The organism is Mesorhizobium kamtschaticum (assembly GCF_056174585.1).
The window spans coordinates 4,332,899-4,352,203 of sequence record NZ_CM149691.1 but is presented as its reverse complement, the minus strand read 5'-3'; the positions used below and the strand labels follow the sequence as shown (position 1 = coordinate 4,352,203).

Sequence of the window (19,305 nt, the reverse complement as noted above, 5' to 3'; positions counted from 1 at the left end):
TCCCGCTGCTGCCCATTGGCTCGATCGGCGACTTACGGATTTGTAAGCTGGCGCTCCTTCATTCGCATGTCGGAAGCATTAGCAATGGCGCATATAAGCCATCGTCGGTGAAGCCCGCACCCAACTGCCGGGCTGCGGTTCCACTGTCCCAAGGGCTTCATCACAACGAAGGGCGACATGCGTAGGCAGCCATGGGATCCATTCTGAGATATTCACGGGGAATTTCTAAGGTGGACGCAGTAGGCCTTTTCCGTTGCCCAGGAAATCCGCCCTTTGCCTGCATCCTGGAGAAGGCCAAATGCAATTACATTGCGCAGGACGCCTACCGCGCTGGCGGGCTCAAGCCGGACTTTGACGCATTGCCTTGGGAATCTGACTATAGGGCCGCAAAACAAAATTCTAAGCGATAAACCCGCCGGGCGAAGACCCCAACCACCTCAAGCCCGGCGAGCCTACTACCTGATCAGAGTACGCGATCAGCACCGGGATCAACCGGCACGCTATCCGACGCAAAAGCAGTGCCAGCACCTGCCGTCCCGAAATGGGACATTACCGGGGGAAAACGTCCGCGCAGGGTGTTGTTGCAGAGTTGCTAACATTACGGTCGCGCCAGCCGGCGTGCCCACGCCGGTTAGGCCCGGCGGCCGGTAAGTCATACCCCAACGGGCTGCCGGGCCGCCTTCGTCCAATCCGTAGTCGACGAAATATCGCTTTTGCGCTAAATTTGTCGCAACCAGGGGTGGGGTCATGACCAAAAAGCAGCCGAAGCGGGAAGTCGTCGAGGTTCATGAGGATGCGTTCTTTGCCCTTGAAAACGGCATCCCGCTCGACCAGTTGAGGGACCTGATCAGGACACTTGGCAATGATCGAGAGACATTAGTCGAAGCGGTTCGGGCGTTGCGAAACGTGCGGTGAAGCTAGCTACGGTTGTCAAAGCCCTACACACTGCGCTCAAAGGCGCGCGTTCTTGCCGGCCGCTCTCCTACACCGCCAAAGCGTCCCGCGCGTCGTGGTGCCCGCCTGTGCCGCGCGTGCTCATCCAAACCAGCCAAACGTAATGCTTACCATCACCACCGCAATCAGGATGGAAAGTGGCAATGCGATGAACAGCCCAGCCTCTAGAAATCGGGTTTCTTTGTCACTGAACATTAGGTGCGCCTTATGTGTGGTTCCTTCGGGTAGAAAGTGCGCCGGCTTTGACCGGAGTCAAAAACCGTTGGTTTGGCCGGACGGCCCCGCGCCCTTAATTGTGGTTATCCAACAAGAGAGCAAGCTTTCTGGTTGCCGCGCTTTCTAAGATTAGTTCCTCCAAACCGCTGTCGCCGACGCGCGAATTGTTGACGCGACGCCTGATTACACGGGGCGCTTCAGATATCGAAACTGCGGTGGTCTTCGCGTGATCATCCAGATATCGGCCGACTTCAATCACGGCATCTGCATCGATGTCGAATGGCAATTCTCGCATGGCACCCTCCCACGGCACCCGAACCTTGCGAGCATACAACTGCCAGCCCAAACACAGCATCATCAATAAGGAGGAAGCCCGCGCTTCAATGTTCCGCTGTTTTCAAATAGGCCACGCCAGCGGCCAGGGTGTCGGCGAGGGTCTTGAGGGGCCAGGGTCGTAGTGCACAATCGCGTCGAGGATCGTGCGGTAGAGGCTGTCGACTTCTTCGTCGATCTCGTCCCGCTTTATGCCGGCCGCCTTGGCGTCGGCGATGAGCCGGTTGGTGAGATTGTCTACCGAGATGACGTCGGCGCCGGCTGTTTCCGGCACGTTGTCGAATCGGCGATCGAGCGGCGGCTATGGCAGTCGACGAGGAGCGGCGGCGCCGGGGTGAGGCTGCGCAGCAATGCACGGCCCGGGACAGGTGGCATCGTTGGAAACGGCTGAAGGTGCTATTAGGCGAAGTTACACCCGCGTGTTAGCTATCCAGCCCTAGGGGTACCCGCTGGGCTTCCGACAGAGCGAAGGATTCCAGAGGTAGGTGGTTTCCGATGGACCGCGAGTTTTACGTCGACGGCAACTGGGTCTATTTCGAAGGATGGAAAGCCCTCGCACTATTTCGACTGAATGGAAATCGGGAAACTTGCCATCGTGGAGGCGGAGGGGCATGACGAAAACGATAGACGTTCGACTTAGCAATATATCCCTGCGAGCGGAGGGCAAAGCCTACACCATCGGTACGCTGTCCCGCTACACCGAGCAATACGAGGCAATGGTTGAGACCTTCGTCGCCAACGGCTTCGGCGTGGACGACTGCGAGTTCCTGGTCGTTGACAACCGGCGCGACGATCAATGGGACGCCTTCCACGGGCTGAACGAAGTCCTCAACCAGGCACAAGGCCGATACGTCATCCTCTGCCATGAGGACATCCGCCTCATGCAGGATGGCCGGGCTGAGCTCGACGCCCGACTGGCCGAACTGACAGCGCTGGACCCGAAATGGGCGCTGGCCGGCAACGCAGGCGGGACCGATGCGGGCACCCTCGCGATCCGGATCACCGATCCGAACACCGGCGACACGGCGATGGGGGGGCCGTTCCCGGTTCGGGTCATGTCTTTGGATGAGAACTTCATCGTGGTGCGCAAAGGTCCACGAATCGGCTTTTCCAGCGACCTCGACGGCTTTCACCTCTACGGCGCGGATCTCTGCCTGAACGCTGAAATCATGGGCCATTCGGCCTACGTCATCGACTTTCACCTGCAACACCTGAGCGGCGGAAACGCCGATGCGACCTTCTGGGCCGCAGCCAACGCCTTCACCGACAAATGGCGTCGCGCCTTCCGAAGGCGAACGATGCGCACCACCGTCGCCATCCTGCCGATGGAGGGGGCGCCGGACTAATGGCCCGCAGGAAGCGTTGTTCGGCCGCGCAATTGGCGTGGTGTCAGGCGAGTAGATCAGCCCAATAGTAGCTGGTGGCGGCGGCGGCATAGTCTTCCTGATCGGATGCATGAAGATGCTGGTAGGCCGCACCTATCGTCACAATGTCGTGGTCCAGTCTGAACCCCGCTAGCGCTTCTTAGGCCTCGGCGTGATCTCCTCGATCTTGGCCTTTGCGCCGTCCTGAAGCATTGCCTGCTCCAGCGCCTGGGCTTCGCCTTCATCCTTTCGCGCAGGGTATCAGCCCGATGCCTTGCATTTTAGCTAAATTGAATGTGAGAATGGTCATGAAATTCCGAGCGGGGGCTCATGACTACAGACCTATTTCTCGCCACTGTCGCGGCATTCGGGCTTCTCGTCCCGCTCTACTTCATCCTCAAGTGAGAATTTCGTGAAATGGGCAGGGCCTGCCGGCCGCTGTTTCCTGGCGGTTTGGCTCGCTGCATTGTGACAGCGCGGCCATTGCGACACCGCATCCCAAAATGCGAATTTGCTGATCCGATGTTTCGCGAGGATGCCGCCATGCCCATATGCAGGATTGTGCTCTGCACCGCAGCGATGACGGTTGCCGCTACAAGTTTCGCAGGCGCTCGGCCGGACACGCGCAAGATGACCTGCGCGCAGACCCAAGCATTGATCCAGAGCCAGCATGCAGCAGTGCTGAGCACCGGGCCGAACACCTATGATCGCTACGTCCGCCAATTCGGCAATGAGTGCGACGCTCCTTCCGTGCCGATGGTTGCCTATGTTCCGACCAGTGGCGGTCAATGCATGGTCTATCGATGCGATGAGCCCTCGGCCCAAGTTCCGAACTGATCGGCGGATTCGCGGCGGAACCTCGCACAGAACGTCCGCAAGCCTCCAGCAGAGACACTGAAAGTATCTGCCAGCACCTCTTGCAGTGCTTGCGCGCGCACTGCCGTCGCGCGATAGATGCGTCCGTTTAGGGAGGAATCATGCGCAAAATCCTGGTATCAGCGCTGCTGGCCGCGGCTGCTCTCTATGCAAACTGCGCTCTGGCTCTCGACAGCAGCAGCACGCCTGTCGTCGTCACACCGCTCGCGTCCCGCACGACCACCGCGTCCGGCCAGCCGATCACGCTGCCGCAGAAGAACGTGCAGGTGCTGGTGTCGACCTTCGACATCGCGGTCGGCGCGACCTTGCCGGTGCACCGGCACCCCTTCCCGCGCTACGCCTATGTCGAGGCCGGAACGCTGAAGGTCACCAATGTCGAGACCGGCAACAGCAACACCTACAAAACAGGCGATTTCATCATCGAAATGATCGGGCAGTGGCATCAGGCCACCAATATTGGTGACGGCCCGGTCAAACTGCTGGTAATCGATCAGGTCGAGGAAGGCGCCAAGAATACGGAATTGCGCCAGTAGATTATCGGCTGATATAGCTTGCGCTTGACGTTTCAGAAGCCGAATTGTTCCTTCCGCAACGCGTCTTCGTATTCTTTCTTCAATTCCAGAACCTTGCTGCGCACCTCATCTTCCTTGAAGTGTGCCGCTTCCCATCTGTCAATCTCGGCTATTGAATGATTGACAGACGCGAGTTGCTCTTCCTGCCTGATCGCAGCTATCCATTCTTCCACCGCAGCCTTGTAGGCACCCTGGAGCTGGTCGAGATCCGAAGTATCGATTAGCATGGCGCACTCCATCGTTGACGCCACTTTGTAGGTCAGGGCGATGAACAAACTAAGACAGTCGCCATCGCCATCATTTCCGCTGCCTGGCATAGCGCCGCGCGGCGCAGCACCTCCGCGCGCAGCCACGCCGTCCCGTTACCCCCAGGTGACGACCATCTGTCGTGTCGTCGCGTTCAGCCGGTTGAAGGCGTTGATCAGGGCGATCTGAATGACCAGCGCGGCGAGCGCCTTTTCGTCATAGTGCCGGGCGGCTTCGTCCCAGATATCGTCCGGCACGGCGTCCGGGCGGTCGGCGAGCCTCGTGCCGGCCTCGGCCAGCGCCAAGGCCGCCCGTTCGGCATCGGTGAAGTATGGCGTCTCGCGCCAGGCCGCCAACGCAAAGATGCGCTCGTCCTTCTCGCCGGCCTTCTTCAGTTCGCGCGCGTGCATGTCGACGCAAAGGGCACAGTTGTTGATCTGGCTGGCGCGCAGATGAATGAGCTTGCGCGTAACATAAGGCACATTGGCCGCCTCCGTCGACTTGTCCAGCGCCAGCAGCGCCTGCAGGGCGCCTGGGATCAGCATCACCGGATTCTCGATTCTCGCTTGCATGGTCTTTCTCCTTTCGAGGGCGTGTTTTGCCGAGCCCGAATGGAGCGCATCCAGGTTTTCAGCTGATGGATTTTTCGGCCGCCGCCGCGTCGCCAACGGTCAATCAATAACCCGCCGGCTATGGGTTATCTCATAACCATGCAGTTATAAGACTGTCAAGCCGGGAAATGTCGCCTGGTCCAAATGGCAGGGCATCGTTCACGCTTTCGCGCCAGTCGCCCCGGTGCTAGGGCTTTGCGCAACATCATGGACTGGATCGCCCCTTGACTATGGAAAACCGCCCGCCGCTGATCGAAATTTGTGTCGAAGGCATTGATGGCCTGCTCGCCGCGCAAGCTGCCGGCGCCGACCGGGTCGAACTGTGCGCCAGTCTCGTCGAAGGCGGCATCACGCCGAGCCTCGGCACGGTGCGCGCAGCCCTCGATCAGGCAACCGTGCCGTTCCACGTCATGGTGCGGCCGCGCGGCGGCGATTTTCTCTACAGCGAGACCGAGTACCGCTCGATGCTCGCCGATGTCGCAGCACTTCGCGATCTCGGCGCACCCGGCGTGGTGTTCGGCTGCCTGAACGCCGACGGCACCATCGACGAGAAGCGCATGGGCGAACTGACGGAGGCCGCTGGCCCTCTGAACGTCACCTGTCACCGCGCCTTCGACATGACGCGCGATCCGGCCGAGGCGCTGGAAGCGCTGATCCGCTGCAAGGTCGGCCGCGTGCTGACCAGCGGCCAGCGCGACACCGCCATCGAAGGCCTGCCGTTGCTGGCCGATCTGGTGCGGCAGGCCGGCGACCGCATCATCATCCTCGGCTGCGGCGGGCTCGATCTCGCCAACATCGCCGAGGTGCGCAGAAAGACCGGGCTGGCCGAAATGCATTTTGCAGCACTGAAAGACGTGCCGAGCGCCATGCGCTACCGCAATCCCAAGGTCGGCATGGGCGGCTCCGACCTCGACCGCGAATACCGCAACACACTGACCGACACACCGCTGGTGGCGGCGACGATCACGGCGGCCAAGGCATGACCTCTGAGATAGACCACATAGCGCAAGGCGACGAAGCCGACATACTGGCGCTCAACAATGAGCATGCCGCCGAACTGTCATGGCTCGAAGCCGAGCGGCTGTCGTTCCTGCTTGGCGAGGCATTCTATGCGCGGCGCATCGGCGATCTCGAAGCCTTCATCATGACCTTCGACCAGGAGGCGAACTACGACAGCCCGAATTTCCTCTGGTTTTGCGAACGCTACGAACGCTTCATCTATGTCGACCGCGTCGTCGTGGCGGCGCACGCAAGGGGCCGCGGCCATGCGCGCCGGCTTTATCAGGACCTGTTCGACCATGCGGAGCGCGCCGGCCACACGCTGGTCACCTGCGAGGTCAATGCCGATCCGCCCAACCCCGCCTCGGATGCGTTCCATGCCGCGCTGGGCTTCGCCGAAGTCGGCGACGCGGTGATCCATGGCGGCAAGAAAGCCGTGCGTTACTACGTCAAGCAGATCGTCGCCTGATCCGCAGAGCAATTCCAGGAAAAGTGTGAAGCGGTTTTCCCGGGAAAGCGCGTGCACTTTCCCTTGGGATTGCGTAAAAACAAAGAGATAGAGCAGTTGGCCGTTTCCACGAAACGGTGAGCTGCTCTGGCGCTGGCCACATAAAGAAGCCACATCTAATATAGGCGTTCCGCCAACCGGAGGAACCGCCATGCCAAGCAACGTCTTCCGCTTCGACGAAAGCTGGCACATTCCCGAAGGCACGCCGCGGCAAGTGTGGGACGTGCTCTCCGACGCCGAACTGCTGCCGCTGTGGTGGGGCGAGGTCTACAAGGAAGTGGTTCCGCTCGACGGCAAGGGCAAGGCGTCCGTCGGCTCGCGGGCAAGGGCACGGGCACGCGGCGCCCTGCCCTATGAGCTGAACTTCATCATCGAGGCCGCCGAACTCGAGCCCGGCCGGCTGGTCGTGGTGAAAACCCATGGCGATTTCGACGGGCTGTGGCGGGCCGAACTGTCGCCGTTGGGCACCGGCACCCATGTCCAGTTGACCTGGCAGGTCACGGTCGAGAGGCCGATCCTCAAATTCCTCGCGCCGCTGCTGCGGCCGGCCTTCGCCTGGAACCATCGCTGGACGACGCCGCGCGGCGAAGCCGGCCTGCGGCGCTATCTCAGGCTCGGAACAACAGTGTCTCGGCGCGATGAGGCCTGAATCACCAGTTGCGGTTCAACCATTCACGCGCTGGCCGCTCGATGAGGTAGTAGCTGCAGAGCGCGCAGGCAAAGACCCCGGCCAGCATTGGCCATGGGTTGCTGCCTTGCTCGTAGACGAATTTGTAGAACGGCTGCTGCCACAGATAGAGCGAGTAAGACCACAAGCCCAACGTCGCCATTGGCCAGGACGACAGCAAATTGGAAAAAATCGGCGTGCTGAAATCGAGCGCATTGACGGCCAGCGCCAGCAGCGGCACCGCCAGGAGATAATGGATCGGCGTCGGCACCGGGTCCATGAACAGCAGAACCGCGCCAATTGCCGCCGCCAGGGCGACATAGGGTCCCTTCAGCATGGCCGGCAGCCGGCCTTCGGCCTTGAGCAGGCAGATCGAAGCCGACAGCAGGATCGAGGCAATGTGCACGTCGGTGCGCCAGTAAGTGGCCTCGTAATCCAGCTTGAACACCCAGTACGAAATCGCGCCATCGGCCATGGCGAGCAGGGCCAGCGCCAGCAGCAGCGGGATGACGCGGTTGCGGCTGGAGACGAGCGCACTGATCAGCGCCAGGATGATGTAGGCGTGCTCTTCGACGCAAAGCGACCAGATATGGTCCAGCGCCCCGGCACGGGTGACGAGGATACCGGCATAATTGTAGGTGAAAGTCAGCGCCGTCAGCGCCGCCTTCCATTTGAAGGCGATGAACGTGCCGGAGAGCGCGATCATGGCAATGATGACGAAGACCAGAAGCGCCGGGTAGATGCGCGAGAAACGGCGCTTGAAGAACTTCTTCAGCGGGTAGCGTTCGATGAACAGGATTTCGCCCATCAGCCGGCCGCTGAGCACGAAGAAGAATTCGACGCCCAGCACGCCAAGATTGATTCCGGGAACCGGAAAAAGTGTCCGATAAGCACCAGGGCGATCGACAGGCCGCGCCAGCCATCGAGATAGGCGAGCCTCGTCCGGGCCGATCTGTCGACGGCGGATCGGGACGGAACCAAATGGGTCGCGGAAATTTCGGACATGCCGATCCCTTGCATTGGCATGCGAAAGGGCACGGCGATACGCTTTCCGAACCCGGCTCGCATTCCCGCCCAAGTTCATATTGCAGTGCAATATCAGTTTGTGCAAGTGCGAGATTGCCGCCGATCCAGTTTCCGAGTGACTGGCCGGAATTGCTTCAGGCAAAGGGATGGTGCGCTACGCTGATCCCATCAGGAACTGGCCGCTACAGGACGCCACAGACGAAAAGGGGCCGCGACGGCCCCTTTCTTGTCCACAACTGCCAACGTGCGTCAGGCATTGGCTGCTGCTACCGCACGCTTGGCCATGACCGTGATCAGATTGGCGCGGTAGTCGGCGGAAGCGTGGATGTCGCTCATCAGGTTCTTCGCCGGCACTTTCACGCCGGCAAGCGATGCAGCATCGAAATTCTTCGCCAGTGCGGCCTCGATCTCCTTCGAGCGGAAGACACCGTCATCGCCGGCGCCGGTGACGGCGACGATGACGCCGTCCTTGCCCTTGGCCACGAACACCCCGACGATCGCGTAGCGCGAGGCCGGGTTGCGGAATTTTTCGTAGGCAGCCTTTGCCGGCGCGGTGAAGGACATCGCGGTGACGATCTCGCCATCTTTCAATGAGGTTTCGAACAGCCCCTTGAAGAACTTGTCGGCCGATATCTCGCGCTTGTTGGTGACGATGGTGGCGCCCAGCGCCAGAAGTGCCGCCGGATAGTCCGCCGCCGGATCGTTGTTGGCGATCGAGCCGCCGATCGTGCCCTTGTGGCGCACCGCCGGGTCGCCGATCAGCGACGCCAGATGGGCAAGCGCCGGACAGGCCTTTTGCAGCTTCTCGTCATTGGCGACGTCGAAATGCGTGGTGGCGGCGCCGATGGTGACCGTCTTGCCCGACACTTTTATCCCCTGCAGATCCTTGATGCGTGACAGATCAACAAGGTCGGAGGGCGCTGCCAGCCGCGTCTTCATGGCGGGGATCAAGGTCATGCCGCCGGAGAGCAGCTTGGCGTCGCCGCTCTTCACGAGCTTGGCGGCGTCAGCGACCGAGGCGGCACGGTGATAGTTGACCGAGTACATGGCTGTTCCTCCTCAGTGCTTCGTCGCGGCGCGGATCGCTGCCCACACGGTGGACGGCGATGCTGGCATGGCGAGATCGTTGCTGCCGATGGCATCGGTGATGGCGTTGATCACTGCCGGCGGCGAACCGATGGCGCCGGCCTCGCCACAGCCCTTGATCCCCAACGGATTGCCCGGGCATGGCGTGTTTGAGGTCGAGACCTTGAATGATGGCAGGTCGCCGGCGCGCGGCATGGTGTAATCCATGTAGCTCGCCGTCAGCAGCTGTCCGCCGGCGTCATAATGGGCGCCTTCCAGCAGCGCCTGGCCGATCCCTTGCGCGATGCCGCCATGCACCTGGCCTTCGACGATCATCGGATTGATGATGTTGCCGAAATCATCGGCCGCCACGAACTGGACGATCTCGGTCGTCCCGGTCTCCGGATCGATCTCGACCTCGCAGATGTAGCAGCCCGCCGGGAAGGTGAAGTTGGACGGATCGTAGAAGGCGGTTTCCTTCAGCCCGGGCTCCATCCCTGCCGGCAGATTGTGGGCGGTATAGGCGGCAAGCGCCACCTGGAACCACGGCACGTTCTTGTCGGTACCGGCAACCTTCAGCGCGCCGTTCTCGATGACGATGTCGCCCTCGTCGGCTTCGAGCAGGTGGGCCGCGATCTTCTTGGCCTTGGCCTCGACCTTGTCGAGCGCCTTGACGATCGCCGACATGCCGACCGCGCCTGAGCGCGAACCGTAAGTGCCCATGCCCATCTGCACCTTGTCGGTGTCGCCATGGACGATCGAAACAGAATCGATGGGTACTCCGAAGCGCTCATTGACCAGTTGCGCGAACGTCGTCTCGTGGCCCTGGCCATGGCTGTGCGAGCCGGTCAGCACCTCGATCGTGCCGACGGCATTGACCCGCACTTCGGCCGATTCCCACAGGCCGACACCGGCGCCAAGGCTGCCTACCGCCGCCGACGGCGCGATGCCGCAGGCCTCGATGTAGCAGCTCATGCCGATGCCGCGCAGCAGCCCCTTCTTGGCGGCGGCAGCCTTGCGCTTGGCAAAGCCGGCATAGTCCGAAGCTTTCATCGCCGCGTCGAGCGAGGCCGCGTAGTCGCCGGCGTCATAGCACATGATGACCGGCGTCTGGTGCGGAAACGCGGTGATGAAGTTCTTGCGCCGCAGGTCAGCCGGCGACACGCCGAACTGGCGCGCGGCGGTTTCCATCATGCGTTCCATGACGAAAGTTGCTTCCGGCCGCCCTGCCCCGCGATAGGCATCGACAGGTGCGGTGTTGGTGTAGATCGCCTTCACATTGGCGTGGATCGCCGGGATATTGTACTGGCCCGACAGCAGCGTCGCGTAAAGATAGGTCGGGGTCGCCGACGAGAACAGCGACATGTAGGCGCCGAGATTGGCTTTTGTTTCGACCTTGAGGCCAAGAATCCTGTGGTCGGCATCGAAAGCCATTTCGGCATGGGTGTGGTGGTCGCGGCCATGCGCGTCGGTGAGGAAGCTTTCGGTGCGGTCAGCCACCCATTTCACCGGAACGCCCGTCTTCTTCGAGGCCCACAGGCAGACGATTTCTTCCGGATAGATATAGATCTTCGAGCCGAAGCCGCCGCCGACATCCGGCGCGATGACGCGCAGCTTGTTTTCCGGTGCGACATTGTAGAAGGCACTCATCACCAGCCGCGCGACATGCGGGTTCTGCGACGTCGTCCAGCAGGTGTAGTGGTCCTCGGCCTTGTCGTAGTGGCCGAGTGCCGCGCGCGGCTCCATGGCATTGGGAACCAGCCGGTTGTTGATGATGTCCATCTTGATGACATGGGCTGCCTTCTTGAACGCGGCGGCGGTGTCGTCGGCATTGCCGATGTCCCAGTCGAAGATCAGGTTGTTTTCGGCCTCCGGATGAACCTGCGGCGCGCCCTTGTCCATTGCTTTGGAAGCGTCGACGACGGCCTTCAATTCCTTGTAGGTGATCTCGACCGCCTCGGCCGCATCGCGCGCCTGGCCCTTGGTCTCGGCGACGACGATGACGACGGCGTCACCGACATAACGGACCTTGTCGAAGGCCAGTGGCGACCAGGCGCCCATTTTCATCGGCGAACCATCCTTGGATTGGATCATCCAGCCGCAGATGAGGTTGCCGATGCCGTCGGCCTTGAGCTCCTTGCCGGTCAGCACGCCGATGACACCAGGCATGGCTTGCGCCTTCTTGACGTCGATCTTCTTGATCTGCGCATGCGCGTGCGGGCTGCGCACGAAGGCCGCATGCTTCATGCCGGGAACCACCATGTCGTCGACATAGCGGCCGGCGCCGGTGATGAACCTTTTGTCTTCCTTGCGCGCGACCCGAGCGCCAACACCTTCAATGCCCATAGAAATTCCTCCCGAGATTGTAGGGGGGTAGGTGAGTAGGGGAGCACGGCAGTGGGGAAAAATTGGTTCCGGTTCCCTACTGCCCTACTGCCTTACTGACCTACTGCCTCGTTCACGCAGCTTGTTTCGCTTTGGCCTTGGCGGCCCCCTTCGACATCGTCTTCGATGCGGCGAGGATCGCCTTGACGATGTTGTGGTAGCCGGTGCAGCGGCAGATGTTGCCTTCCAGCTCGGCCCGCACCGTCGCCTCGTCGAGGCCCTCGGGATGGCGGGCGATCATGTCGGTTGCCGTCATGATCATGCCTGGCGTGCAGAAGCCGCATTGCAGGCCGTGATGTTCCTTGAAGGCGGCCTGCACGGGATGCAGGTCGGCGCCGTTGGCGAGACCTTCGATCGTCACGACGGTCGAACCTGAAGCCTGGACGGCGAGCATCGAGCAGGATTTGACCGCCCTGCCGTCGACATGGACGACGCAGGCCCCGCATTGCGAGGTGTCGCAGCCGACATGCGTGCCGGTCAGGCCGAGATTCTCGCGCAGGAAATGAACCAGCAGCGTTCGATCCTCAGCGGCCCCGCTGACCCGCTTGCCGTTCACCATCAACGAAACGTCCGACATGAATCCTCCCTGGGTATCAACCTTGGTCATCACGCTGCCGACGCGCCGCTGGCACTTCGGCCATGCGTTATTCGTACACCGCACAACGCACAAAAAACAGCGCGACGGAAAAGGCGGATCATTGTACTTTCGGTCATGGCCACGGCCAAAGGCGCATTCCCCTCGCCCCATTGCCAAAACGCCTATTGGAAGCAACAATATCCATCGACGCCCGCGCGCCAGAAGCTTTTAAAACAGCGCATAAAAACAGCGTCGGAGGAAATGCGGGAGAACGCCGCTGACCAGTTCAACGACGCGCTACGCCTGCGGCTTGTCGGCGCTGACCACGGACGAGCCCGACCCGGACGTTTTCGCACGCGCGGTAGCCAGCGAGGCTGCCGCAATCAACGCCGGCTTTGCCCTCGTGTTCTTTTCCCAGAGCCTCGTCGAGGCCGGTGCCCTGTCGCGGGCACTCTCGGCCTACGCGCCGGCGCTCCACCATGCCGGCTGCTCCACCGCCGGCGAGATCACGCCGCAGGGGCTCGAGGAAGGCCATATGCTGGCGATGCTGCTTCCCTCGGCGTCGTTCACCGCGGTCAGCGCCATGGTCGACAATTTGTCCTCATCGGGCATGGACAGGATCACCGGCGAGGTCGAGGCCCTGCGGCGCACGCTGCGCGGCCGGCTTGGCTGTGAGCAGACCGGCAACACCTTCGCGCTCTGCTTCATCGATGGACTGTCCTATGCCGAGGAAGCGGTCAGCTCAGCCATCCACTGGGGTCTTGACGACATACCGCTGCTCGGCGGCTCGGCCGGCGACGATCTGAAATTCGAGACGACGCGCCTGATCTCGAATGGCAGGGTCACCTCGGACAGTGCCATCATCGTGCTGATCGCGACGGAAATTCCGTTCCATGTCTTCAAGACCGACAATTTCGTTCCGACCGACGAGAAACTGGTGGTGACGGCGTCCGATGCCGATCACCGCATCGTGCGCGAGTTCAACGCCACCAATGCTGCCGAGGAATATGCCGCCTCCGTCGGCATCGTGCCGCAGACCCTGACACCGTTGAGCTTCGCCTCGCATCCGGTGGTGGTGAAGGTGGGCGGCGAATATTACTGCCGCTCGATTCAGAAGATGCACCCGGATGGCTCGCTGTCTTTCTTCTGCGCCATCGACGACGGCGTCGTGCTTTCGATCGCCCAACCCAAGGACATGGTGGAATCGACGCGCGCGGCGCTGCGCGAGGTCGAGGACAGGCTGGGCGGTATCGACCTGATCCTCGGCTTCGACTGCGTGCTGCGCCGGCTCGATGCGCGCAACCGGCAGGTCTTTCGTGACATTTCTGAGCTCTACCGGGTCAACAATGTCATCGGCTTCGGCACTTATGGCGAACAGTATCGGTCGATGCATCTGAACCAGACCTTCACCGGCATTGCCTTTGGCGAACGGCAAGCGGCGGAATAGGGGGCCGCAGAACAACAAGATGCCGCTCAAGGACATAAACGACCTCGAAAAGCTGAAGAGGATCAACGCCGCCCTGGTCAGCCGCGTCGAGCGGTCTATGGACCAGCAAGGCAATGCCTTCTCGCTGTTCCAGACGGCGATCTCGCTCGAGAACCGCGTGCGCACGCGCACCGAGGAACTGCATTCGACGCTGCGCCGGCTGGAACAGTCGAACATAGATCTCAGCGCCGCCAAGGAAAATGCCGAGCTGGCGAACCTGTCCAAGACCAGATTCCTCGCCGCCGCCAGCCATGACGTGCTGCAGCCTCTGAACGCCGCCCACCTCTCCGTCTCGGCACTCGCCGAGGTACAGACCAGCGACGAAGGCAGGAAGCTGGTGCGGCAGGTCGAGCGCTCGCTGGAAACGATGGAGGACCTGCTGCGCACGCTGCTCGACATTTCCAAGCTCGACGCCGGCGTGGTGCAGCCCGATATCGGCGACGTCAGCCTGGAGGCGCTGTTCTCGTCGCTGCGCTCGGATTTCCAGCCGGTCGCGGAAATGAAGCGCCTGTCGCTGAAATTCCGGCCGGTCAATGCCGTGGTCCGCTCCGACCGCACGCTGCTGCGCCGCATCCTGCAAAACATCCTCTCCAACGCGCTGGGCTACACCCGTTCCGGCGGCGTCTTGGTCGGCACCAGGCATCGCGGTGACACCATCCGCATCGATGTCGCCGATACCGGCTGCGGCATTCCCGAGGACCAGCGCGAGGCGGTGTTCGAGGAGTTCCATCGCGGCACCTCACCGGCCGGTTCGGAACGTGACGGCAACGGTCTCGGGCTCGGGCTTGCCATCGTGCGCCGCATGGCCGGCGCGCTCGGCCACCCCGTGACCTTCTCATCGAAGGTCGGGCGCGGCACGATCTTCCACATCGATGTCCCTGTCGGCATCGGCGCACCCGCCGACGCCATCGCCAGCGCCACCAGCCTGGAGCGGTCGCGCGGCTACGGCCTGTTCGGCACCAAGGTGCTGCTGGTCGAGAACGACATCGAGGTGCTGGAGGCCATGACCTTCCTGCTCGAGCGCTGGCAGTGCCTGGTGCGGTCCGCAACCTCGACCGACGATGCGCTGGACCTGCTCGGCGACACCGATTGGGTGCCCGACATCGTCATTGCCGACCAGCATCTCGACGGCGGCGATCTCGGCACCGCCACCATATCGGAAGTCCGCGACTATCTCGGCCGCGCCGTGCCGGCGCTGATCGTCACCGCCGACAGTTCCGAAGCCGTCGCTAAGGCGGCGCGTGCCGGCGGCATCGAACTAATGCGCAAGCCACTGAAACCGGCGCAGTTGCGCGCGCTGCTGGCGCATTTGCTGGCTTGATGTTTCCTTCTCCCCGTCACTATACGGGGAGAACGTGGCGGCAGCCGGATGAGCAACTGTGTTTTCAGGCTTTGTCTGGATACCAGGGTTGGTTGTGTCGAAGCATGGCGCTGAGGATGGTCATAATCTTTCGGGCGACGGCGACGATGGCGACCTTTGGTTGCTTACCGTTTGCAATAAGACGCTGGTGGAAGGCTCTGAGTACGGGATTTGAGCGGCTGGCGGTGAGCGCTGCCATGTAGACCACCCTGCGCAGAGCATGCCGGCCGCCCCAGATGACGCGGCGACCTTTGAAGGTGCCGGTGTCGAAGTCGTAGGGCGCCAGACCGGTAAGCGCTGCAATCTCGCGTCGCGAGGCCTGCCCGATCTCCGGCGCCAGCGCCAGTATGGTATGGCTGAGGACTGGACCGGCCCCGTGGAAGGACTGGATCAGGCGATCCTTGGCCGCGAGCGCCGGCTGGCTGGCGACGAGTTCGGCCATACGCTTGGCGAGCAGTGCGATATCGAGTTCGATACGACGCAGCCGCTGGGTGAAGATGCGCTTCACCATCGGCTCACGTAACTGCTCGAGTTGATTGGCGAGGCTGACCTTATCGTCGCTAAGCTGCCTGCGGGCCACGACCAGATCGGCCAGTTGCTCTGCAATTGGGTCGCAACGCACCGGCCGGGTCGGCAGTTCGGCGGTGTAGCGCGCAATCAGCAAGGCATCGATGCGATCATTCTTGGCCAATCGGCCAAGGGCGCGGGCATAGTGGCGCAATTTGTGCGGATTGACGTTCCTGGCCGGCAGGTCCGCGCTGCGCAGTGCCTTGGCCACGCCGCGCTCATAACCGCCGCTCGGCTCCATGCCGATGGCGCGCACGGTGCGGCTGCGGAGCCACTTGATCAGCTTGGCCCATCCGTCCTTGTCGTTGTCGAAACGCGCTTGTTCCTGCGTTTGAAATACCGCCACGTCGAGCCAGCCTTTGGCAACATCGATGCCGATGTCCTGAACCGTTTGCGCTACCATCTCCTCGGTCCCTTCCTTGTGTGCGGGGGCTTGCCCCTTGCAACTGTTCGGGTTCACAAAAGAAGGCGGTCGGGCCCCAGCTCATCCACGGTTTAGGCCACCTGAGGGGCGACGGGCTCTCGACCACCGCCACGGATCAGGCAAGCACCTGGTCCGTGGCACCCTCAACAATGCACGATTCCAAACACACAAGGGGCGGCGCTGGCGTTTGCGATCTTTCGTCGGCAACGGGAAAAGAAAATAGTGTACTGTGTCACCGTAATTCAACTGGCGGCGAATAGGGGAAATTATACGTGAGAAAACTACCTTATAAAGAAGGCACCTTATTTGCCATTCCGTTGAGATCTGGTGGCTATGGGCTTGGCTTGGTAGCCCGTATGGCCCGAATGGGAAAGATTATTCTAGCATATCTATTTGGACCAATGCGTCTGGAATTGCCAAACGCGGATGAATTAAATGACATGAGTCCAGATAACGCGGTCAGGTGCCTACGGTGTGGCGATCTCGGTTTAATTAATGGAAGTTGGCCAATTATTGGTCAAATGAAGAGCTGGGAAGAAGACAAATGGCCTATGCCAAACTTCGTTCACAAAGAAAGCCTTTCTGATCGAATTCTTATTCGAAAATACTCAAATAATGATCCCTCGAAGCTGGAGGGTCAAGCCAGCGTAGCTTCAGCGGGCGATTTGGAGCAGGACGGTTTACACGGATATGAAATCGTCGAATTGCTTCTGACCGAGCAGCTGAAACCTCATTGATCAAGGAATCACGGTAACGATGTGAATTACGTTGACAGAGTGCTCTTTACACTAACTTAAAACCCAGCCTGATCCCTGAACAGCTCCGCATTGTCCAGCTTCGAAACCTCGATCACCGCCTGCGTGCGGCTGTACACGTTGAGCTTGCGCAATATCTCCGAGACATGCGCCTTGACCGTGGTCTCGCCGACCTGCAGCTCATAGGCGATCTGCTTGTTGAGCAGGCCCTGGCGCAGCATCTGCAGCACGCGCAGTTGCTGCGGCGTCAGCTTGGACAGGCGCTGGACCATGTCGGCGCGGTCGATGCTGTCGGCGTCGGCCGGCTGGCCTTCATAGGTTTCCGGCACATAGATCGCGCCATCCATCACCGAGCGGATGGCGGCGGCTAGGTCACTCTTGCGCGCTGATTTCGGGATGAAGCCGGCAGCACCATAGGACAAGGCCTCGGAAATGATCCGCGGTTCCTCGTAGCCCGAGACGATCACCACCGGCAGCCGCGGATAGCGGGTCCTGAGCTGCAGCAGCCCGTCAAAGCCGTGCACGTCGGGCATTGAAAGATCGAGAAGCGCAAGGTCGAAAGGCTTGGCGTCGGCAAGGAGATCGAGCGCCTCGGCAATCGAGCGCGCCTCGACCGTGTCGACCTCCGGATAGGCCATCTGCACGGCGCTGTGCAGCGCCTCGCGAAACAGCGGATGGTCGTCGATGATCAGGAACCGGGCGCGATCGTTGGATACTGTCATGTGGCTCGTTCCGGTTTACCCGCCACACCATAGTCCTGTGACCATGGCCGGATTATTGGCAAATAGTCTATCGCCAGTTGATAGGATGCACTGCTGCAAAAGTGATGGGAACCCAGAATTCCTTATAGAACCCCGGCAAAGCCTTTGCTTTATGAAAAGCGACGCCTTGCCCGGTCTTTGAAATCGGTCGAAGGTGCCGCCATCATCCCGTACGCAGAGACCACAATGACCGCCTTCGTCCTTCCCGTGCCGCCAACGCCTTCCGTCGCCATCAGCGGCTCGGCCGAGCGTTTTGCCGTGCGGCGCATTTTCTGCGTCGGCCGCAACTATGCGGCGCACGCGCGCGAATTCGGCAATGATGAGCGCGATCCGCCCTTCTTCTTCACCAAGCCGGCCGACGCGGTGGTCGATTCCGGCACAGTGATCCCCTACCCACCGCTGACGGCCAATCTGCACCATGAAATCGAGCTGGTGGCGGCGATCGGAAAGCCGGGCTTCCGCATTGCGCGTGACCGGGCGCTGGATCACGTCTGGGGTTATGGCGTCGGCATCGACCTCACCCGCCGCGACCTCCAGGACGAGGCCAAGAAGTCGGCGCGGCCCTGGGACTGGTCGAAAGCCTTTGACCGCTCCGCCCCATGCGGTCCGCTGGTCTCGGCACAAAAGTCAGGCCATCCGACGAAAGGCCGCATCTGGCTCGCCGTCGACGGCAATGTCAGGCAGGACGCCGATCTCACCGAGCTGATCTGGCCAATCGCCGACATCGTCTCGATCTGCAGCGAGGGCATCGAATTGCAAGCCGGCGACCTGATCTTCACCGGCACGCCGGCCGGCGTCGGCACGGTCAAGCCGGGCGAGACGATGACCGGCGGCGTCGACGGCATCGGCACGATCGAAGTGACCATCGGCCAGCCGCCGCAGTCGTGAACGACAAAGCCATGAGCGACATCGTCCTGCACAATTACTACCGTTCCTCCACCTCCTACCGGGTGCGGATCGCGCTGGAGATGAAGGGGCTGAGCTATGACTATGTCCCGCATCATCTGCGCCACGGCGACCATCTGGAACCATCCTACCTCGCGGTCAATCCGCAGGGGCTGGTGCCGGCATTGGTGCTTAGCGACGGCACGCTTTTGACGCAGTCGCTGGCGATCATCGAATATCTCGACGAGATCCAGCCCGCGCCGCCGCTCCTGCCGAAGGATACTTTAGGACGCGCCCGAGTCAGGATGCTGGCGCAGATGATCGCCTGCGACATCCACCCGGTGAACAATCTGCGTGTGCTGACCTCGCTGCGCACTCTGTTCGGCGCCGGCGACCAGGACATCACCAACTGGTTCCGCCACTGGGTGAACGAAGGTTTTCAGCCGCTTGAAAAGATTCTGGCTTCCTCGTCTGAGACCGGAGTATTCTGCCATGGCGACGCGCCGGGGCTCGCCGACATCTGCCTGGCGGCACAAATCACCAGCAACGCCCGCTTCGGCGTCGACCTGGCGCCCTACCCGACCATCACCCGCATCAACGCCGCCTGCATGGCGCTGCCGGCTTTTCAAAAGGCGGCGCCGCAGAATCAGATCGACGCGGAGTAGGTC

The 19,305-nt window shown here is 61.5% G+C and carries 22 protein-coding genes; 12 read left to right on the top strand and 10 right to left on the bottom strand.

The window, feature by feature from the left end:
- The first annotated feature begins 747 nt into the window (after positions 1 to 747).
- Entirely contained in the window at positions 748 to 915 is a 168-nt protein-coding gene (locus tag AC0V7N_RS21460) for a hypothetical protein (RefSeq protein ID WP_475450399.1), read from the top strand.
- A 328-nt stretch (positions 916 to 1,243) separates the two neighbouring features.
- On the opposite strand, the gene AC0V7N_RS21455 is transcribed toward AC0V7N_RS21460, so the two are convergent.
- Together AC0V7N_RS21455 and AC0V7N_RS21450 are read right to left on the bottom strand one after the other, a co-directional pair.
- Positions 1,244 to 1,465 carry a hypothetical protein gene (locus AC0V7N_RS21455; protein ID WP_475450398.1) on the bottom strand — a complete coding sequence of 74 codons (222 nt, stop codon included), beginning with the start codon at positions 1,463 to 1,465 and terminating at the stop codon, positions 1,244 to 1,246.
- A gap of 102 nt (positions 1,466 to 1,567) precedes the next feature.
- Positions 1,568 to 1,777: a DUF768 domain-containing protein gene (locus AC0V7N_RS21450; protein ID WP_475450397.1), complete on the bottom strand. Its 210-nt coding sequence runs from the start codon at positions 1,775 to 1,777 to the stop codon at positions 1,568 to 1,570.
- 442 nt (positions 1,778 to 2,219) lie between these two features.
- On the opposite strand from AC0V7N_RS21450, the gene AC0V7N_RS21445 reads away from it, so the two are divergent.
- The 3 genes from AC0V7N_RS21445 to AC0V7N_RS21435 all read left to right on the top strand — a co-directional run bounded on the left by AC0V7N_RS21445 (position 2,220) and on the right by AC0V7N_RS21435 (position 4,276).
- Complete coding sequence (locus tag AC0V7N_RS21445; protein WP_475450396.1) at positions 2,220 to 2,849, top strand: hypothetical protein; 630 nt, start codon at positions 2,220 to 2,222, stop codon at positions 2,847 to 2,849.
- A 435-nt stretch (positions 2,850 to 3,284) separates the two neighbouring features.
- Positions 3,285 to 3,704 (top strand): hypothetical protein, encoded by a 420-nt coding sequence (locus AC0V7N_RS21440; RefSeq protein WP_496627228.1) that lies wholly within the window; start codon positions 3,285 to 3,287, stop codon positions 3,702 to 3,704.
- Between the two features lie 140 nt (positions 3,705 to 3,844).
- Positions 3,845 to 4,276, top strand: coding sequence for a cupin domain-containing protein (locus AC0V7N_RS21435; RefSeq protein ID WP_475450395.1), 432 nt, complete (start codon positions 3,845 to 3,847; stop codon positions 4,274 to 4,276).
- Between the two features lie 32 nt (positions 4,277 to 4,308).
- Here AC0V7N_RS21435 and AC0V7N_RS21430 read toward each other — a convergent pair whose 3' ends face one another.
- Both AC0V7N_RS21430 and AC0V7N_RS21425 read right to left on the bottom strand, forming a co-directional pair.
- Positions 4,309 to 4,668, bottom strand: a complete 360-nt coding sequence (locus AC0V7N_RS21430; RefSeq protein WP_475450394.1) for a hypothetical protein — start codon at positions 4,666 to 4,668, stop codon at positions 4,309 to 4,311.
- Between the two features lie 9 nt (positions 4,669 to 4,677).
- Positions 4,678 to 5,133, bottom strand: coding sequence for a carboxymuconolactone decarboxylase family protein (locus AC0V7N_RS21425; RefSeq protein ID WP_496627227.1), 456 nt, complete (start codon positions 5,131 to 5,133; stop codon positions 4,678 to 4,680).
- A 269-nt stretch (positions 5,134 to 5,402) separates the two neighbouring features.
- On the opposite strand from AC0V7N_RS21425, the gene AC0V7N_RS21420 reads away from it, so the two are divergent.
- The 3 genes from AC0V7N_RS21420 (at position 5,403) to AC0V7N_RS21410 (ending at position 7,328) form a co-directional block, all read left to right on the top strand.
- The gene (locus AC0V7N_RS21420; RefSeq protein ID WP_475460432.1) at positions 5,403 to 6,155 is read left to right on the top strand and encodes a copper homeostasis protein CutC; all 753 of its coding nucleotides are present in this window, start codon (positions 5,403 to 5,405) and stop codon (positions 6,153 to 6,155) included.
- Positions 6,152 to 6,640, top strand: a complete 489-nt coding sequence (locus AC0V7N_RS21415) for a GNAT family N-acetyltransferase (protein WP_475450392.1) — start codon at positions 6,152 to 6,154, stop codon at positions 6,638 to 6,640. The genes AC0V7N_RS21420 and AC0V7N_RS21415 overlap by 4 nt, the downstream gene beginning before the upstream one ends.
- A gap of 190 nt (positions 6,641 to 6,830) precedes the next feature.
- Positions 6,831 to 7,328: an SRPBCC family protein gene (locus tag AC0V7N_RS21410; RefSeq protein ID WP_475450391.1), complete on the top strand. Its 498-nt coding sequence runs from the start codon at positions 6,831 to 6,833 to the stop codon at positions 7,326 to 7,328.
- 1 nt (position 7,329) lies between these two features.
- Here AC0V7N_RS21410 and AC0V7N_RS21405 read toward each other — a convergent pair whose 3' ends face one another.
- From AC0V7N_RS21405 to AC0V7N_RS21390, 4 genes are all read right to left on the bottom strand, one after another.
- Positions 7,330 to 8,196, bottom strand: a complete 867-nt coding sequence (locus tag AC0V7N_RS21405) for an acyltransferase family protein (RefSeq protein ID WP_496627226.1) — start codon at positions 8,194 to 8,196, stop codon at positions 7,330 to 7,332.
- 425 nt (positions 8,197 to 8,621) lie between these two features.
- Positions 8,622 to 9,419, bottom strand: coding sequence for an FAD binding domain-containing protein (locus AC0V7N_RS21400; RefSeq protein WP_475450389.1), 798 nt, complete (start codon positions 9,417 to 9,419; stop codon positions 8,622 to 8,624).
- A 12-nt stretch (positions 9,420 to 9,431) separates the two neighbouring features.
- Positions 9,432 to 11,783 (bottom strand): xanthine dehydrogenase family protein molybdopterin-binding subunit, encoded by a 2,352-nt coding sequence (locus tag AC0V7N_RS21395; protein WP_475450388.1) that lies wholly within the window; start codon positions 11,781 to 11,783, stop codon positions 9,432 to 9,434.
- Between the two features lie 112 nt (positions 11,784 to 11,895).
- Entirely contained in the window at positions 11,896 to 12,399 is a 504-nt protein-coding gene (locus AC0V7N_RS21390) for a (2Fe-2S)-binding protein (protein ID WP_258583276.1), read from the bottom strand.
- 310 nt (positions 12,400 to 12,709) lie between these two features.
- On the opposite strand from AC0V7N_RS21390, the gene AC0V7N_RS21385 reads away from it, so the two are divergent.
- Positions 12,710 to 13,846: an FIST N-terminal domain-containing protein gene (locus AC0V7N_RS21385; RefSeq protein WP_475450387.1), complete on the top strand. Its 1,137-nt coding sequence runs from the start codon at positions 12,710 to 12,712 to the stop codon at positions 13,844 to 13,846.
- A gap of 19 nt (positions 13,847 to 13,865) precedes the next feature.
- On the top strand, positions 13,866 to 15,206 hold the full coding sequence (locus tag AC0V7N_RS21380) for a hybrid sensor histidine kinase/response regulator (RefSeq protein WP_475450386.1): 1,341 nt from the start codon (positions 13,866 to 13,868) through the stop codon (positions 15,204 to 15,206).
- 64 nt (positions 15,207 to 15,270) lie between these two features.
- On the opposite strand, the gene AC0V7N_RS21375 is transcribed toward AC0V7N_RS21380, so the two are convergent.
- Positions 15,271 to 16,215, bottom strand: coding sequence for an IS110 family RNA-guided transposase (locus tag AC0V7N_RS21375; protein WP_475450385.1), 945 nt, complete (start codon positions 16,213 to 16,215; stop codon positions 15,271 to 15,273).
- 293 nt (positions 16,216 to 16,508) lie between these two features.
- Here AC0V7N_RS21375 and AC0V7N_RS21370 point away from each other — a divergent pair, with 293 nt between their 5' ends.
- Positions 16,509 to 16,973 carry an Imm26 family immunity protein gene (locus AC0V7N_RS21370; protein WP_475450384.1) on the top strand — a complete coding sequence of 155 codons (465 nt, stop codon included), beginning with the start codon at positions 16,509 to 16,511 and terminating at the stop codon, positions 16,971 to 16,973.
- Positions 16,974 to 17,029: 56 nt separating this feature from the next.
- Here the strand turns inward: AC0V7N_RS21370 and AC0V7N_RS21365 are convergent, their stop codons facing one another.
- The gene (locus AC0V7N_RS21365) at positions 17,030 to 17,713 is read right to left on the bottom strand and encodes a response regulator (RefSeq protein ID WP_475450383.1); all 684 of its coding nucleotides are present in this window, start codon (positions 17,711 to 17,713) and stop codon (positions 17,030 to 17,032) included.
- 225 nt (positions 17,714 to 17,938) lie between these two features.
- Here AC0V7N_RS21365 and AC0V7N_RS21360 point away from each other — a divergent pair, with 225 nt between their 5' ends.
- Positions 17,939 to 18,640, top strand: coding sequence for a fumarylacetoacetate hydrolase family protein (locus tag AC0V7N_RS21360; protein WP_475450382.1), 702 nt, complete (start codon positions 17,939 to 17,941; stop codon positions 18,638 to 18,640).
- An 11-nt stretch (positions 18,641 to 18,651) separates the two neighbouring features.
- Complete coding sequence (gene maiA / locus AC0V7N_RS21355; protein ID WP_475450381.1) at positions 18,652 to 19,302, top strand: maleylacetoacetate isomerase; 651 nt, start codon at positions 18,652 to 18,654, stop codon at positions 19,300 to 19,302.
- Positions 19,303 to 19,305: the final 3 nt, after the last annotated feature.